General features: G+C 62.9%; 16 protein-coding genes and 1 tRNA gene. 9 read left to right on the forward strand and 8 right to left on the reverse strand.

Annotated elements, in window-relative coordinates; translation table 11 throughout:
• On the reverse strand, positions 1-435 hold the full coding sequence (locus LH20_RS12595) for a PaaI family thioesterase (RefSeq protein WP_235526970.1): 435 nt from the start codon (positions 433-435) through the stop codon (positions 1-3).
• A 17-nt stretch (positions 436-452) separates the two neighbouring features.
• Positions 453-2,132 carry an energy-dependent translational throttle protein EttA gene (gene ettA / locus LH20_RS12600; protein WP_053554498.1) on the reverse strand — a complete coding sequence of 560 codons (1,680 nt, stop codon included), beginning with the start codon at positions 2,130-2,132 and terminating at the stop codon, positions 453-455.
• Positions 2,133-2,274: 142 nt separating this feature from the next.
• On the opposite strand from ettA, the gene LH20_RS12605 reads away from it, so the two are divergent.
• The 3 genes from LH20_RS12605 (at position 2,275) to LH20_RS12615 (ending at position 4,342) form a co-directional block, all read left to right on the forward strand.
• A complete protein-coding gene (locus LH20_RS12605; protein ID WP_053554499.1) occupies positions 2,275-3,648 on the forward strand; it encodes a M28 family peptidase in 1,374 nt (457 codons plus the stop codon).
• Positions 3,649-3,860: 212 nt separating this feature from the next.
• The gene (locus LH20_RS23540) at positions 3,861-4,094 is read left to right on the forward strand and encodes a hypothetical protein (RefSeq protein ID WP_158501135.1); all 234 of its coding nucleotides are present in this window, start codon (positions 3,861-3,863) and stop codon (positions 4,092-4,094) included.
• A complete protein-coding gene (locus LH20_RS12615) occupies positions 4,091-4,342 on the forward strand; it encodes a hypothetical protein (protein ID WP_053554501.1) in 252 nt (83 codons plus the stop codon). Before LH20_RS23540 ends, LH20_RS12615 begins: the two co-directional genes overlap by 4 nt.
• Here the strand turns inward: LH20_RS12615 and LH20_RS12620 are convergent.
• On the reverse strand, positions 4,327-4,545 hold the full coding sequence (locus LH20_RS12620; protein WP_200905372.1) for a hypothetical protein: 219 nt from the start codon (positions 4,543-4,545) through the stop codon (positions 4,327-4,329). The genes LH20_RS12615 and LH20_RS12620 overlap by 16 nt on opposite strands.
• A gap of 68 nt (positions 4,546-4,613) precedes the next feature.
• On the opposite strand from LH20_RS12620, the gene LH20_RS12625 reads away from it, so the two are divergent.
• Positions 4,614-5,819 (forward strand): ISL3 family transposase, encoded by a 1,206-nt coding sequence (locus LH20_RS12625; protein WP_083455397.1) that lies wholly within the window; start codon positions 4,614-4,616, stop codon positions 5,817-5,819.
• 18 nt (positions 5,820-5,837) lie between these two features.
• Here the strand turns inward: LH20_RS12625 and LH20_RS12630 are convergent, their stop codons facing one another.
• The 4 genes from LH20_RS12630 to mutL form a co-directional block, all read right to left on the reverse strand.
• Complete coding sequence (locus LH20_RS12630; RefSeq protein WP_083455398.1) at positions 5,838-6,011, reverse strand: PRC-barrel domain-containing protein; 174 nt, start codon at positions 6,009-6,011, stop codon at positions 5,838-5,840.
• Between the two features lie 160 nt (positions 6,012-6,171).
• A tRNA-Pro gene (locus LH20_RS12635) sits at positions 6,172-6,248 on the reverse strand.
• A 108-nt stretch (positions 6,249-6,356) separates the two neighbouring features.
• Positions 6,357-6,722, reverse strand: a complete 366-nt coding sequence (locus LH20_RS12640) for a glycine zipper 2TM domain-containing protein (RefSeq protein ID WP_083455591.1) — start codon at positions 6,720-6,722, stop codon at positions 6,357-6,359.
• Between the two features lie 156 nt (positions 6,723-6,878).
• Complete coding sequence (gene mutL, locus LH20_RS12645) at positions 6,879-8,696, reverse strand: DNA mismatch repair endonuclease MutL (protein WP_053554502.1); 1,818 nt, start codon at positions 8,694-8,696, stop codon at positions 6,879-6,881.
• Positions 8,697-8,891: 195 nt separating this feature from the next.
• Between mutL and LH20_RS12650 the strand changes: the two genes are divergently transcribed.
• From LH20_RS12650 to rodA, 5 genes are read left to right on the forward strand one after another with little or no spacing between them, the layout of a single operon-like run.
• Positions 8,892-9,938 (forward strand): rod shape-determining protein, encoded by a 1,047-nt coding sequence (locus LH20_RS12650; RefSeq protein WP_053554503.1) that lies wholly within the window; start codon positions 8,892-8,894, stop codon positions 9,936-9,938.
• 11 nt (positions 9,939-9,949) lie between these two features.
• Positions 9,950-10,837 carry a rod shape-determining protein MreC gene (gene mreC, locus LH20_RS12655; RefSeq protein WP_053554504.1) on the forward strand — a complete coding sequence of 296 codons (888 nt, stop codon included), beginning with the start codon at positions 9,950-9,952 and terminating at the stop codon, positions 10,835-10,837.
• Positions 10,834-11,355 carry a rod shape-determining protein MreD gene (locus tag LH20_RS12660; protein WP_053554505.1) on the forward strand — a complete coding sequence of 174 codons (522 nt, stop codon included), beginning with the start codon at positions 10,834-10,836 and terminating at the stop codon, positions 11,353-11,355. Before mreC ends, LH20_RS12660 begins: the two co-directional genes overlap by 4 nt.
• Before the next feature lie 18 nt (positions 11,356-11,373).
• A complete protein-coding gene (gene mrdA / locus LH20_RS12665; protein ID WP_053554506.1) occupies positions 11,374-13,278 on the forward strand; it encodes a penicillin-binding protein 2 in 1,905 nt (634 codons plus the stop codon).
• Positions 13,275-14,381 carry a rod shape-determining protein RodA gene (rodA, locus tag LH20_RS12670; RefSeq protein WP_053554507.1) on the forward strand — a complete coding sequence of 369 codons (1,107 nt, stop codon included), beginning with the start codon at positions 13,275-13,277 and terminating at the stop codon, positions 14,379-14,381. The genes mrdA and rodA overlap by 4 nt, the downstream gene beginning before the upstream one ends.
• Before the next feature lie 57 nt (positions 14,382-14,438).
• On the opposite strand, the gene hemN is transcribed toward rodA, so the two are convergent.
• Positions 14,439-15,743: an oxygen-independent coproporphyrinogen III oxidase gene (gene hemN / locus LH20_RS12675; RefSeq protein ID WP_053554508.1), complete on the reverse strand. Its 1,305-nt coding sequence runs from the start codon at positions 15,741-15,743 to the stop codon at positions 14,439-14,441.
• Positions 15,744-15,763: the final 20 nt, after the last annotated feature.

Consider the following 15,763-nt stretch of genomic DNA (forward strand, 5'->3'; position numbering starts at 1 on the left):
TCACGGGATCGCGTAGGTTACATTGGCCTGACCCACGGGCCTTTCGGCATCGTCGGTAAAGATTCGGATATCCATGACCGCGAGCCGCTTGCCGAGGCGCAGCATGTGCGCATCGGCGAAAAGCGGCCCCGGGCGGCACGGGCGCAGGAACTGATAGTTGAGCGCGCTCGTCACGGCCATCGCGACCGGGCCGATATGCGCCAGAACGAGCGCATAGGCGGCCATGTCGGCAAAACCCATCTGGACCGGACCCGATATCAGGCCGCCGGGACGCAGCGCCTTGTCGTTCGGGTCCATCCGCGCCTGCACATGACCCGGGGCAGCCGAGACGACATAGCCGCGCGAACCCGGTTCGGCGTGCGGGAAAGCCGATTTCATGAAGGCGTTGAGCGCATCCGCGTCCATGCGGATCGCGTTCGACGAAACCGGAGCCACCTCCTCCGCCATAGCGGTCAGCGCGACAACTTCTTGTAGGTCGTCGCGTGCGGGCGGGTCGCTCCCTCGCCGAGACGGCGGATCTTGTCCTCCTCATAGGATTCGAAATTGCCCTCGAACCACTCGACGTGGCTATCGCCCTCAAACGCGAGGATGTGCGTCGCGAGGCGGTCGAGAAAGAAGCGGTCGTGGCTGATGACCACCGCACAGCCTGCAAAATTCTCGAGCGCTTCCTCAAGCGCGGCAAGCGTTTCGGTGTCGAGGTCGTTGGTCGGCTCGTCGAGCAGGAGGACGTTGCCTCCCGCCTTCAGCATCTTGGCCATATGGACACGGTTGCGTTCGCCCCCCGACAGCTGGCCGACCTTCTTCTGCTGGTCGGTGCCTTTGAAGTTGAACGCCCCGACATAGGCGCGGGTCTGCATCTCATGCTTGCCGATCGTCATCATGTCGTGACCGCCCGAAATTTCCTCCCAGACATTCTTGTTGGGATCGAGGGCGTCTCGGCTCTGGTCGACATAGCCGAGGCGGACGGTGTCACCGATACTGATCGTGCCGCTGTCGGGCTCCTCCTGCCCCGTGATGAGCTTGAACAATGTCGACTTGCCCGCACCGTTCGGCCCGATAACGCCGACGATACCGCCCGGCGGCAGCGTGAAGGAAAGGTTCTCGAACAACAGCTTGTCGCCATAGGCCTTCGAGATATTGTTGACCTCGATGACCTTTCCGCCCAGGCGCTCGGGGACCTGAATGACAATCTGCGCCTTGCCGGGAGCCCGGTTTTCCTGCGCCTCGACAAGCTGGTCGAAGGATTTGATACGCGCCTTCGACTTGGCTTGGCGGGCCTTTGGCGACTGCCGGATCCATTCAAGCTCGTCCTTGATCGCCTTCTGACGCCCGGCATCCTCGCGTGCTTCCTGCTCGAGACGCTTGCCCTTCTTCTCGAGATAGGTCGAATAATTGCCTTCGTAGACAAAATAGCGGCCGCGATCGAGCTCGAGGATCCAGTTTACGACATTGTCGAGAAAATAGCGGTCGTGGGTGACCAGGATGACATTGCCCGGATAGTCGACGAGATGCTTTTCGAGCCACGCGACGCTTTCAGCGTCGAGATGGTTGGTCGGTTCATCGAGCAGCAGGATCGACGGTTTTTCAAGCAGAAGGCGGGTGAGCGCGATACGGCGGCGCTCGCCGCCCGACAAATTCTCGACGCTCCAGTCGCCCGGAGGGCAGCGCAGCGCTTCCATCGCAATTTCAAGCTGGTTGTCGAGCGTCCAGCCGTCGACCGCGTCGATCTTCTCCTGAAGCTCTCCCATTTCGGTCATCAGCGCATCGAAATCGGCGTCCTCCGGCGGGTCGGCCATCAGCGCGCTGATCTCGTTGAAGCGGTCGAGCATGTCAGCGACGGGGCGAACGCCGTCCATGACATTCTCCTTCACCGTCTTCGCAGGGTCGAGATGCGGCTCCTGCGCCAGATAGCCCACACTAATCCCCTCGCCCGGCCAGGCTTCGCCCGTGAAATCCTTGTCGATGCCGGCCATGACCTTCATCAGCGTCGACTTGCCCGTACCGTTTGGGCCGACGATGCCGATCTTGGCGTCGGGATAGAATTGCAGATTGATATTGTTCAGCGTCGGCTTCTGCGCGCCGGGATAGGTCTTGCTCAGACCCTTCATGACGAAACTATATTGGGCGGCCATGAAAATGCTCCGAAAGCTGGCGGACCGCGCAGGCTCGCGGCGGTCGGGAAAGAAGAGGGAATCGAGGGCCGGTTAGCGAATGGGCGCTCGCTTGGCAATCGACGCTTGCCCCGCGCAAGGCTTGCTGGCTAGGACAGCGCCCATGACACAGCACCCTACTCTTGCCCGCCTCGCGGTCTTCGCCGCTGCGAGTCTCGCCGCTACCAGCGCCTTTGCGCTTCAACAGACGAGCGCCGTCGATCTGGCCCAGCAGGGCGACGACCCCGCTTGGACCATTACCGAGGGGCTCACGACCGAAATCGGCCCGCGCCCCGCGGGCAGCGACCGCGAGGCTGCAGCGCGCAAGTGGGCGGTGGCCACGCTGCAGAATATGGGCTTCGCCAATGTGCGCGACGAGCCCTATCAAATGCCCGTCTGGCAGCGCGGGGAAGAAAAGGCGTGGCTGACCAGCCCCTTCCTGCCGCAGCCGCTTGCGATCACTGCGCTTGGCAACAGCGGTTCGACGGGCCCCAAGGGGATCGAGGGCGAGGTCGCCTATTTCGCGAGCTTCGACGCGCTCGCTGCCGCACCCGACAGCGCCGTGAAGGGCAAGATCGTTTTCATCGACCATCAGATGGAGCCGACACAGGACGGCAGTGGCTATGGACTTTACGGGCGCGGCCGTTTCATGGGACCGACTGTGGCGGCCCAGAAGGGGGCGATCGGCATTGTCATTCGCTCGATCGGCACCGACAACCATCGCAACCCTCACGCGGGAGTGACCAACTTCGCCGAGGGCGTCGCGCCGATCCCGGCGGGCGCGATTTCCAATCCCGATGCCGACCAGCTTGTCCGTCAACGCAGCCGAGCGACGGCCCCCCTCAAACTCAAGCTTATGCTCACCCCCAAGATGATCGGCGAGCAAACCTCGGGCAATGTCATCGCGGAAGTTCCGGGTCGCGACCCGGCAGCCAGCCCGGTGATCATCGCCTGCCATCTCGATAGCTGGGACCTTGCAACCGGCGCGATCGATGACGCGGCGGGCTGCGGCATCATCACCGCCGCGGCGAAGCATGTCATGACCGCGGGGCAGCCGCGCCGCACCATCCGCCTCCTATGGGCAGGAGCCGAAGAAGTTGGCGTATTTGGCGGCCAGGCCTATTTCGACGCGCACGGCAAGGAAAAGCACGCGGTCGCGCTCGAGTCCGACTTCGGCGCCGATCGTGTCTGGCGAGTCGACTTCAAATTGCCCGAAAGCGCCGCGGATCTTCAAAAGCGCATTGGCGGAGCCCTCGCTCCATTCGGGGTTGTGACCGGACGCGGCGAAGCGCACGGCGGCGCGGATGTGGGCGCTCTCATCCAAGCCGGGGTTCCGGCGGTCGATCTGCAGCAGGACGGCAGCCGCTATTTTGATCTCCACCACACGCCCGACGACACGCTCGACAAGATTGACCCCGCACAATTGCGTCAAAATGTGGTTGTGTGGGCCGCGACTCTGTCGTTGCTCGCGAACTCCAGTGACAGCGAATTGCCGTAGAGGAGAAGCCGCGAGCGGAAACCTCCGATTCCTGCCGCACTGCACCATCTCAATTATTTTTGTTGACGATCCACGCGGAAGAGCTAAATCCCGCGGCTCGCGGGACGGGAAAGTTTCCCCAGCGCGGAAAGGCATTTTAGGGAGCCCACACATCATGAAGAAGTTTGCTGCTATCGCCGTTGCTGCCAGCATGTTCGCCCTCGCCGCTTGCGGTGAGAAGGCTGCTGACGAAGCCACCACCACCGAAGCTCCGGCTGCTGACGCAGCTGCTGAAGCTGGTGCCGATGCCGCCGCTGCTGGCGCTGACGCCGCCGCTGCTGGCGCTGAAGCTGCTGCCACCGGCGCTGACGCCGCTGCTGCTCCGGCCGACGCTGCCGCTGCTCCGGCTGATGCCGCTGCTGCTCCGGCTGAAGAAACGAAGTAAGTCGCAGCCCTTCGGGGCATGACTGAAACGAAAAGAGGCGGCTTTCCATCGGAAAGCCGCCTTTTTCGCGTTGTCTATCAGAGCGGGCTGCTAAGGGCGAACCATGCTGCGATCAGCCCCAATAGCGCCGATGCGACGAGCCCGCGCGAGGAAGGTACGGCTCCGGCGGCGCATCTCAAGAATGATCTCTGCGCCGCCAACGTCGCGCGGCTGATGGACGGTATCCGCCCGGTGTTTCTCGCGGCTTTTCATCGTCAAAGAATCGGGTAGCTCAGACCGTAATATCCGTAGATTGTCCGGCCATAATCGTCGGTATACTCGGGCGACTCTTCGCGCGCATAACGCGGCGCTTCAGTCAATTGCTCCTTCGTAAGATGGACGACATAGCCCCCCTGGTCGGTGTCGTAGGTCAGCATGTCCCACGGAATGGGATAATGATCGGTTCCGAGCCCGAACAGGCCGCCGAATTCCATCAGGCTCTTCCTCGTGAACGGGGGATGAGGGAAATTGGGTTAGACTTGTCATAGGAAGGACAAGTCTGATGAAGAAGAAGGCTGATCAGGGAATCGACGGCATATTAGGGCTGTCGGATGTTGAGATTGTCCGTGTCGAGCGGCGACGCGACATTCGTGTGTGGGCGCGGCCAACGAAGCGGCCTGTTTGCCTTTATTGCGGCCACGGGGGGCTGCGGATCAAGGCGACTTATGAGCGCGATCTCAAGCACACGCGTCAAGGCAACCAGATCCTGATCGTGCACCTTGCGGTGCCCAAATATCATTGTGCCGGTTGCGGCCGCTATTTCCGTCATCGCTTTTCGGGCATCCGTCCGCGCTATCGCGCGACGGAGACGTACCGTCTTGAGGTCTTCGACGGTCACCACGGAGGCATCAGCCAAAGCCAGTTGACGAGCACCCATGCGATCGGCAGTGCAACCATCGAGCGCTGGTATCATCATTTCATCGAACAGCGCGTCTCGGAGCTGTCCGGTCGGCCCTGCCCGCAGGTCCTGGGGATCGACGAGCATTTTTTCTCGCGCAAGAGAGGCTATGCGACGACATTTGTCGATCTGAAGAATCACAAGGTCTACGATGTCGTCCCGGGACGCTCGGAAGACAGTTTACGAAGCTATTTGCGAAGGTTGCCAGGGCGCGACAAGGTCAAGGTCATCGTGATGGACCTGTCGGAAACCTATCGCGCAATCGCCCGCAAATATTTTCCGAACGCGAAGATCGTCGCCGATCGCTTCCATGTCATTCGGCTGCTCAACCAGCATTTCCTCGAAGGATGGAAGCGCTTCGATCCCGAGGGCCGAAAGAATCGCGGGCTGCTCAGTTTGATGCGGCGCCATCGATGGAAGCTAAGCGAAGAACAGCGCAAAAGGCTGGCCGTCTACCTGAAAGCCAATCCGGTGCTCGAAGCCCTCTACACTGCCAAGCAGGACATGGCCCTCCTGCTGACGCAAAAATCCCTCAATGCCAAAAAGGCCAGCCAGCTTATCCCCGACCTGCTCAGGCTGATCGATCAGTTCGCCGCCAGCCCCCTCAAGTCCCTCGCCGATACCCTGACCAGCTGGCTCGAGCCCGTCGCCCGCATGTGGCGCTTTTCCAGGAACAATGGAATCACCGAGGGCTTTCACACAAAGATGGAGATGATCTCGCGCCGCGCGTTCGGCTTCCGCAACTTTCACAACTACCGCTTGCGCGTGCTCGCTCTTTGCGGTTGGAATGGCGTCATCAATCGGGTCTGATCCACCCTCATCCCCCGTTCACGGGGAAGAGCCTTCCATCACGGCATATTCGCTTTTGCCCGACCTTTTATCGATCATGACATTCGCGATCGTGCCGAGCCGATCGCCTTCGGGGTTGTAAACCGCGGTTCCTTCCACCTTGTCAGAGGCGATGAGGCGGTTCGTTTCGGTTGTTTCGAGAGTGTCGGTCATGGCTCCGTCTCCTTATGGGCAAGAGGACGGCGACACAGGAGGCGGCACCGCCCCTGCTTGAGCAACGAGCGATGATCGCGCTTGTTCCGTAACCCGCCTCGAATAGCCGCGCTCTTCAGCTTCGATGCGCCGCCATCAGGCGGCTCTTCCGGCGGAGAAGTGGTCGGGGAGACAGGATTCGAACCTGCGACATCCTGCTCCCAAAGCAGGCGCGCTACCGGGCTGCGCTACTCCCCGAGCCGCTGCAGCCATTAGGTTTCACGCCCGCCGAGAGCAAGCAGAAAGCGTGCGACGCCCAAATTGGGCGAACGCACGGGGGCATGGCCCCCCCGCGCGCTCCCCTATTTACCGGCAGCGCCCGCCGCGGTCGATCTCGCGGCCCAGAAGCGCACCTGCCGCCGCGCCGACGATCGTACCCGGCGTACGGTCACCATAGCGGTCGACCTCACGGCCGAGGAGAGCCCCAGCCGCACCGCCAACGATCATCCCGGTCGTGCCATTCGACCGGCGACACCGATAATGATTACGCGACTGATAATAGCGGCGCCCGTCGCGATAATATTTACGCCGATAATCGTGTCGGCCGTCCCATCGATCATGATCACGGTGGTGATAGGAATGGCGGTGGTGCCGATCGCGCGCCTCTGCATCGGCGGGCAGCGCAGCCACCGCGCTGATGCCGATGAGCGCGGTCAGAGCCAACTTCTTCATCGAAAACATCATACAGACCTTCCATCCTGCCCCCCTTCGCCCAAATTAGGGAGCGCAAGATGGCGCTCAGGTGAACGCGCGCACCGTACCATGCTGCTCACCGACGCTAAAAGGCGGTTCGTCGCGCGCCCTCAGAATCGGGCCGGTCGCTTGTCGTTACTTCCTCCCAAACAGCCTCTCGACATCCTCCATAGCGAGTTTCACCCAGGTTGGTCGGCCATGGTTGCACTGCCCTGAATGCGGTGTGACCTCCATCTGGCGAAGGAGCGCGTTCATCTCCGCCACGCTCAGCGTCCGCCCTGCGCGAACGGACCCATGACACGCCATTGTGGCTGCAACGAGTTCGAGCCGCTCGCTAAGGCCGAGCGCGGCGTCGTAGCCCGCAAGATCATCCGCGATGTCGGTGACGAGCTTGTGGCAATCGATGGGACCGAGCATCGCGGGCGTCGCGCGGACCATCACTGCGGCGGGACCGAAACGCTCAAGTTCGACGCCGAGCGCTGTGAGCTGCCCCGCCGCCGCTTCGAGCCGGTCGCAGGCGGGCTCGTCAAGCTCGACGATTTCCGGGAGCAGCAGGCCCTGCGAGGGCACAGCCTGTCCCGACATGCCGCGCCGTAGCGTCTCCAGCACCAGCCGTTCGTGCGCCGCATGCTGGTCCACGATGACCAGACCGTCCGCAGCCTCCGCCACGATATAGGTCTTTGCTATTTGTCCGCGTGCGATCCCCAGCGGATGCTCGTCCGCTTCTGGCGGCGGTGCTTCGGCAATTTCGGCGCGGCCCGCAAGCGGCGCCGGCGCGAAAGGGGTCATGCGATCATAGACACGCGCCGTCGTCGCTTCGGCTGGCGGGACGGTCTCGGCGCCGAAGAGTCGCGCGGCAGGCGCCTCCTGCACGGAAGCACGGAACAGGAAGCCACTCGAGACCTTGGGGACCACAGGTTCCTGCTGCCAGGCCGCGAGCGCAGCCTCTGCGGGGCGCTGGACGCTGCGAAAGCCATGCTCGTCGAGGGCACGGCGTAATCCGCCGACGATCATTCCGCGAATGAGCTGCGGGTCGCGAAAGCGCACTTCGGTTTTTGCCGGGTGGACATTCACGTCGACCTCGCTCGCTGGAACATCGAGGAAGAGCGCCACGACGGGATGGCGGTCGCGTGCAAGCAGGTCGGCATAGGCGCCGCGCAACGCCCCCACGAGAAGCCTGTCCTTCACCGGGCGCCCGTTGACAAACAGATACTGATGGTCGGCAATGCCCCGATTGTATGTCGGCAGGCTGATCACACCGCCCAGATGTACCTCCCCTCGATCCAGATCGACCCCGATACTGTTGGCGGCAAGCTCGCGGCTTGTCAGCGCAGCGACGCGCGCCAGCCGGTCCTGACCGCCTTGCAGATCGAGAATGCGCCGTCCGTCATGCTCGAGCGTTACGCCTATGTCGGGGCGCGCCATCGCGAGCCGCCGAACGACGTCGAGGCAGGAGGCATATTCGCTGCGAGGACTGCGCAGGAATTTGCGCCGAGCCGGAACCCGCGCAAACAGATCCTCGACGACAACGCGCGTGCCCTTGGCGAGCGCTGCGGGTCCCTCGCTTGTCAGCGCGCCATTGTCGACGACGCGCCGCCAGCCGTCGGTATCTGCCGCCCGGCTTTCGAGTGTCAAACGCGCAACGCTGGCAATCGAGGGCAGCGCCTCGCCGCGAAACCCGAGCGTCGTGACCGCTTCGATCGCTTCGTCAGGCAACTTCGACGTTGCATGTCGCTCAAGCGCGAGCGCCATTTCGGGCGGCGTCATCCCGCAGCCATCGTCTTCGACTTCGATGCGCGCGATTCCGCCTTCGGCGAGTCGCACCGAAATCCGATTCGCCCCCGCATCTATCGCATTTTCCACCAGTTCCTTGAGCGCAGCGGCAGGTCTTTCGACCACTTCGCCCGCTGCGATCCGATTTACGAGCTTTTCCGGCAGGCGGCGTATTGACATGGAGCCTCTCCTAGCGCAGTCGAACGCAAATCGCGACCCACCCGCACAGCCTGATCATTTTGTCCAGCAAGCCCCTCGCGGACGAGCCGGAATCTTCCTCCTGATTGGTCCTGTCGCCGCCGGGCACGCGGATGCACATCACGACAGGGGGCGTGTCCGTCGGGGGCGCGGCTTCGTTGACAGGAAGCAGTATCGATGTCCTTCTTTTCCCGCTGGTTCAAATTCAATTCGCAAGACATGGCAATCGACCTCGGCACCGCGAACACGGTGGTCTATGTTCGCGGCAAGGGGATCGTGCTCAACGAGCCCTCGGTCGTCGCGGTCGAAACGCTCAACGGCATCAAGCGGGTAAAGGCAGTCGGTGACGATGCAAAGCTGATGATGGGCAAGACCCCGGACAGCATCGAGGCGATCCGCCCACTGCGCGACGGCGTCATCGCCGACATCGACGTCGCCGAGCAGATGATCAAGCATTTCATCACCAAGGTTCACGGCGGCAAGCCCAACGCCTTCCGCAGCCCCGAAATCGTGATCTGCGTGCCTTCAGGCTCGACCAGCGTCGAGCGGCGTGCGATCCGGGACGCTGCGTCGAATGCGGGCGCGAGCGAGGTGTGGCTGATCGAGGAGCCAATGGCGGCTGCAATCGGCGCCGACATGCCGGTGACCGAACCGATCGGCTCCATGGTCGTCGACATCGGAGGCGGCACCACCGAGGTCGCGGTGCTTTCGCTGCGCGGTCTCGCCTACACCACCTCGGTCCGCGCGGGCGGTGACAAGATGGACGAGGCGATCGTATCCTACGTCCGCCGCCACCACAATCTCCTGATCGGTGAAGCGACCGCTGAGCGGATCAAGAAGGATTTCGGCATCGCGCGCATTCCGTCGGACGGCGTCGGCCTGACAATCCACATCAAGGGCCGCGACCTCGTCAACGGCGTGCCGAAGGAAATCTCGATCAACCAGGCTCAGATCGCCGAGGCGCTGTCGGAGCCGATTGGCACGATTGTCGAGGGTGTGCGCATCGCGCTCGAGAACACCGCACCCGAGCTCGCCGCCGACATCGTAGACCAGGGCATAGTGCTGACCGGTGGCGGCGCGCTGATCCGGGAACTCGACGAACTTCTTCGCGATGCGACCGGCCTGCCGGTCACCGTTGCCGAAGACCCGCTGACCTGCGTTGCGATCGGTACGGGCCGCGCAATGGAGGACCCCGCTTTCCGCGGCGTGCTCCAGCAAGCCTGATACGGTAGGCCATGGTCCGCCCGGCACATCGGCGTCCGGGGCAATCCCGAAAGGCCCAGTACAGCCTGTTCGTCGCCTATGTCATTGCCGTGACAGGGGCCGTGGCCGGGTTGCTGCTGGCAGTGCTTTCGGTGGTCGATCCCGTGGGTTTCGCTCAGCTTCGCGTCGCGAGCCAGGAACTCGCGGCGCCCGTTGCGCGCGTCACCCGGTCGGTGACGGGCTCCATTTCGGGTATCGACGACAATGTTTCGGCCTATGTGAAAGCGGGAACGCAGAACCGACGCCTGCGCCAGGAGCTCGCGGACACGCGGCGAAAACTCGTCGCGACCAGTTCGCTTCAGGAAGAAAATCGTCAACTCAAAGCGCTGCTGCAGCTCCAGCAGATCGACAAGGCGGCGCTTGCCCATGGCTATCTGCTTACGTCGACCTCGACGAGCAGCAAGCGCATCGCGCTGCTCAGTATCGGCCGCAAGGTGGGCGTTGCTGCAGGTCAGCCGGTCCGAGGCGCCGACGGACTGATCGGCCGTGTGCTGAGCGCGGGTCCCTCGGTGTCGCAGGTGCTATTGCTGACCGACGTTGAAAATATCGTCCCCGTCCGCCGCGCGCGCGATGGGCTCCCGGCGCTTTCGTCGGGGCGCGGCAACGGCTATCTCGATGTGCGAACGCTCAATATCGCGAACAATCCGTTCAAGCCCGGCGATATCCTTGTTACCTCCGGCACTGGCGGCCTCTACCCGCCCAATATCCCTGTTGCGATCGTGGTCCGCCGTCAGGACGACGGCGCGCTCGCCCGTCCCCTCGCCGACCCGGCCAAGGTCGACGCGGTTTCGGTGCTGCGTCCCTACACGCCCGACAATATCGAGGCGGCGCCTGCCCCCGCCGCTGCACCAACGCCATGAACCGCACCGGCCCGCGCCTTGGCGAGCCTGCGTCACTCTGGCGCATGCGGATCGTCCCGATTGCCACCGTCATGGTCGCGTCGGCGCTCCCGCTGATGCTGCCGCTCGTTGCAAGTTCACCCGTTCTGCCGCCGTTCGGACTGCTCTTCTTTCTCTGCTGGCAGCTCTTGCGGACCGAGATGTGGCCCGTATGGATCGGCCTCCCTCTCGGCCTTTGGGACGATCTGTTCAGCGGCTCGCCTATCGGCACCGCCATAGGATTATGGACAATTGCCAGCATCGCCATCCATTATCTCTCGCAGCGCATTTACTGGCGCGGCTTCTTTCACGATTGGGCAATCGCGGCCATCCTCATCGCCGCTGTCCAGGCGCTTTCGGCGCTGATCGTTCATCCCCATGCTCCTGGGGGGCGCGTTCTCGGCCTCGTCGTGCCTCAGATCGTCATATCGATGCTGCTCGTTCCGCTGTTTCTTCGCCTGACCGGCAAGTTTGACAATTTCCGCCTGAAACGCCGATAAACCGAATTCTGGCCCCTCATGAAGCGCAGACAGCCGCCCATCACCGAAGCCTGGCGAGGCCTTACCTTTACGCGCCGCGCACTTGTCGTTGGCGGTGCGCAGGCGGCTGTCGGTGTCGCGCTCGCGGCGAGAATGGCCTATATCTCGGTCGTCGACAATGATCGCTATGTCCTTGAGTCGGAAAGCAATCGTGTCAACCTGACGCTTGTCCCGCCGCGCCGGGGCTGGATTGTCGACCGGAACGGGAAGGCTCTTGCGAATAATCGTGTGTCGCTCCGCATCGACATCATTCCCGACCGTCTGCACGACAGGGATGCGGTGCTTGCACGCCTGCGAACCTTGCTGCGGCTCGACGGCGACACGATGGAAAGGATCGAACGCGACCTCAATGCCGCCTCGGGATTTCAGCCCGTCGCGGTGAAGGAAGATGTGAGCGAGGCGGACTATGCCTCGGTCCTCGTCCGCCTGCCCGATCTTCCGGGCATCGCGCCGGCTCGAGGCTTCGCGCGCAACTATCCAACCGGCGCCGCCGTCGGCCATCTGATCGGCTATGTCGGCGCGCCGAACGCCGAGGAATATGAGAAGGTCAAAGACCCGCTCTACATCACTCCGGGCTTCAAGATCGGCAAGGACGGGCTGGAGAAATATTTCGAGCCGATGCTGAAGGGCAAGCCCGGCGCGCGGCGGGTCGAAGTCACGGCGCGCGGGAAGATCGTTCGCGATCTCAACACCAAGCCCGATGTGCAGGGCAAGACGGTGCACCTCACGATCGATGCGGACCTTCAGGAATATGCCGCACGGCGCATGGGCCGCGAGTCGGGCGCGGCGATCGTGATTGACTGCGAGAGCGGCGATATTCTCGCGTTCATCGCGATGCCAAGTTTTGATCCGAACAGTTTTTCCGACGGAATCAGCAATTCAGAATATGCCTGGCTGCGCGCCAATGACCATCAGCCCTTGATAAACAAGGCGACCCGCGGCCTCTATCCGCCGGGCTCGACGCTGAAGCCGATGGCTGCGCTCGCGGCAATGCAGCACGGCGTAGATCCGGGGGAAAGGCACACCTGTATCGGCGGCTACCGGCTGGGCAGCCGCTTCTTTCGCTGCCTTGGCACCCACGGCACGATCGACATGCAAACCGCGATAGAAAAAAGCTGCAACAGCTATTTCTACTGGCTCGGCCACCGCCTCGGCTATGACGCGATCGCGCCGACCGCGAGGCTGTTGGGGCTTGGCGAAGAATATAAGCTTGCGGGGAGTAACCAGCGCTATGGCACGATCCCCGACAGCGCTTGGAAGATGCGCAAATATGGCCGTGAATGGTCAGCCTCCGACTCGCTGAACGCCATCATCGGCCAGGGTTATGTTCTGGCAAATCCGCTCCAGCTGGCGGTCATGACCGCGCGCATCGCCTCGGGGCAAACCCTTTATCCGCGCCTGATCAATCGTCACTTCGAGCATCACGCTCTCCCCTTCACCGCCGAGCAGCTCGAGATCGCACGCCGGGGCATGTGGCGGGTCGTCAATGGCGCCGGCACGGCAGGGCGCAGCCGCCTCCCGTTCGACGACATCCAGATGGCAGGCAAGACGGGGACGGCGCAGGTGCGTGGCCTCTCCGGCGGAAATGGCAAGGGCGGCGACTGGAAATATCGCGACCACGGCCTGTTCGTCGGTTTTGCCCCATATGACAATCCGCGCTACGCCATGTCAGTCGTCATCGAACATGGCATGGGTGGCTCGCGCGCGGCTGCGCCGGTTGCGAAAGATATTTTCACATTCCTGTTCGACCGCGACAAGGCGATGAAAGCGCTCGAAGAACTCGAAGGTGGCTGGGGCGGTACGATCAAGGAGCGGATGGACCGCGATTACGCTGCCTGGAAAGCAGGGGCGGCGAGCGACCCCGAACCGGGAGTGCCGCGATGATCCCTGTTCCGCCCGCCGTCCAGCGCATCCCCTGGAAGCTGATTGCCCTTCTCAGCGCGATCACGGGTTTTGGCCTGCTCGTCCTCTATTCCGCCGCGGGGGGCAGCCTGTCCCCCTGGGCATGGCAGCAGGGCGTGCGCTTTCTCGTCTTTCTCATCGGCGCCTTGATCCTCGGGCGCCTCCCGCTGCGCCTTTATGAGGATTTCGCCTATATTGCCTATATCGGCGTCGCGATCCTCCTCATCGCCGTTGAGCTACTGGGATTTGTCGGAGGCGGGAGCCAGCGATGGCTCAACCTCGGCTTTCTCAACCTTCAGCCCTCCGAGCTGATGAAGGTGGCGATCGTCCTCGCGCTCGCGCATTTCTACACGCAGTTGCCGCCCGGCAACACGCGCACCTTCACCGCGCTTTGGCCGGCGCTCATAATGATCGGGATTCCAGCTTCGCTCGTGATGTTGCAGCCTGATCTTGGTACTGCGCTTGCCATCTGCGCAAGCGGTGCCGTCGTCATGTTCCTCGCCGGGCTGCCCTTGTGGTGGTTCGGCAGTGCCGCGCTCGCGGGCGCGGCGTCGCTTCCCATTCTCTTTTCCTTCCTCCACGACTATCAGCAGAAGCGCGTCCTCATCTTCCTCGATCCGGAAAGCGATCCGCTAGGCGCCGGGTATCACATCAGCCAATCGAAGATTGCGATCGGTTCAGGCGGCATCGGGGGCAAAGGTTTTCTCAATGGATCGCAAAGCCACCTCGACTATCTTCCCGAGGGGCATACCGACTTCATCTTTGCGACCATGGCCGAGGAATGGGGGCTTATGGGAGGTGTCGCGCTGCTCTTCGCCTTCTTCCTCCTGCTGCGATGGTCGACCCGCGTCGCGCTCAAGGCGCGGACGCGCTTTGGCCAGCTCACCGCCGCCGGTCTCACGATGACGATCTTCTTCTACATCGCGATCAACCTGATGATGGTGATGGGTCTTGCGCCGGTGGTCGGCATCCCGCTGCCCCTCTTTTCCTACGGCGGGTCGTCAATGCTCACGATCATGACCTGTGTCGGCATCATCCTTGCGGTCGAAAACGACAGCAAGACCGGCAGCCGCCGCTTTTACTGAGGAGCGGGCGGCCCGAATACTGGCGGGTTCCACCGCGCGTGGTTCGAAACCGCCTTCTCAGACTGCCGCGATTGCTCCCCTGATGCTGTCGAACTGCGCCGCGACGTGCCGGGCGTAAGGGAGCCCGCATTCGCGGATCAGGAGCGTGTCGCCTTCCCATGCGATGATCCCGCGCTGCTCGAAATCGAAGAGGGTGTCTCGCGCCGGGGCAATGGCCGCGGCATCAAGACGGGCGCGCCCGTTGCACAAAAGATCGCGAATATGCTCAGCGCGCCGCCTTTCCATGGCATCGATCCGGACGCCTCTCGTTGCCGCGAGCCGTTCGGTGCCGACGAGGTCGCGATAAGGGCCCGAACGCTTTTCGTTCTGGACGATCAAGTCGGGGAACTTGCTGATCGCGCTCGCGCCGAAGCCGAGCAGGACCGGCGCATCATCCTCGGTGAACCCTTGAAAATTCCGGTTTACGCGACCCTCTCCCGCCGCCACCGCGAGCGGATCTTCGGGCCGCGCAAAATGATCGAAACCAATAGGGGTATAACCAGCGGCGGTGAGACGTTGATAACCCAGCCGAGACTGTTCAAAGCGCAGCTCAGGACCGGGCAAGCGGCTGGCGTCGATGCGCCGCTGACGCGCGATCATCTGGGGAAGATGCGCATAGCCGAAGAATGCGATGCGGCTGGGCGCAAGGGTCAGCGCTTCGTCGATCGTCGATTCGACGTCGGCGAGTTCCTGCCCCGGCAGCCCGTACATCAGATCGAAATTGATCGCCTCGATGTCCCGCAGGCGCAGCGCGGCGACGACGCGTTCGATGTGCGAGAGCGGCTGGATCCGTCCGATTTCCTGCTGGACGTGCGGCGCAAAGGTCTGAACCCCGAGACTGACCCGCGTGACCTGTGCCGCCGCGAGAACCAAAGCCCATTCGGGCGAGAAACCGCGCGGATCGAGCTCTATCGAGATATCGGGCCGGTGCGCGTCAAAGACAGTGAGGAGGAGGTCGAGAAGGCGCACAAGCTCGACCGGTGCGATCGCGTTCGGGCTGCCGCCACCAAAGGCAATGCGGCGAATGCGCCCTCGCCCACCCAGCCGCTTCGCAACGAGCGAGATCTCGGTCGACAGTGCGGTCAGATAATCATCGAGCCGCTGCTTTCTGCCCGCGGCCCCCGTATTGCAGCCACAATACCAGCAGATGCTCTCGCAAAAGGGAATATGGACATAAAGGGAGACAGGGGTCGCGGGCTCAACCGCGTCAAGCGCGCGCGCATAATCGTCAGCGCCGACGCCTTCGGTGAATTCCATCGCGGTGGGGTAGCTGGTATAGCGCGGCACCGGCTTTGCGAGCAGATCGGGGTGATAGGACCACATGCCCGCACCTTATGCGGGGA

The sequence above is a fragment of the Sphingopyxis sp. 113P3 genome, from assembly GCF_001278035.1.
Classification (GTDB): domain Bacteria; phylum Pseudomonadota; class Alphaproteobacteria; order Sphingomonadales; family Sphingomonadaceae; genus Sphingopyxis.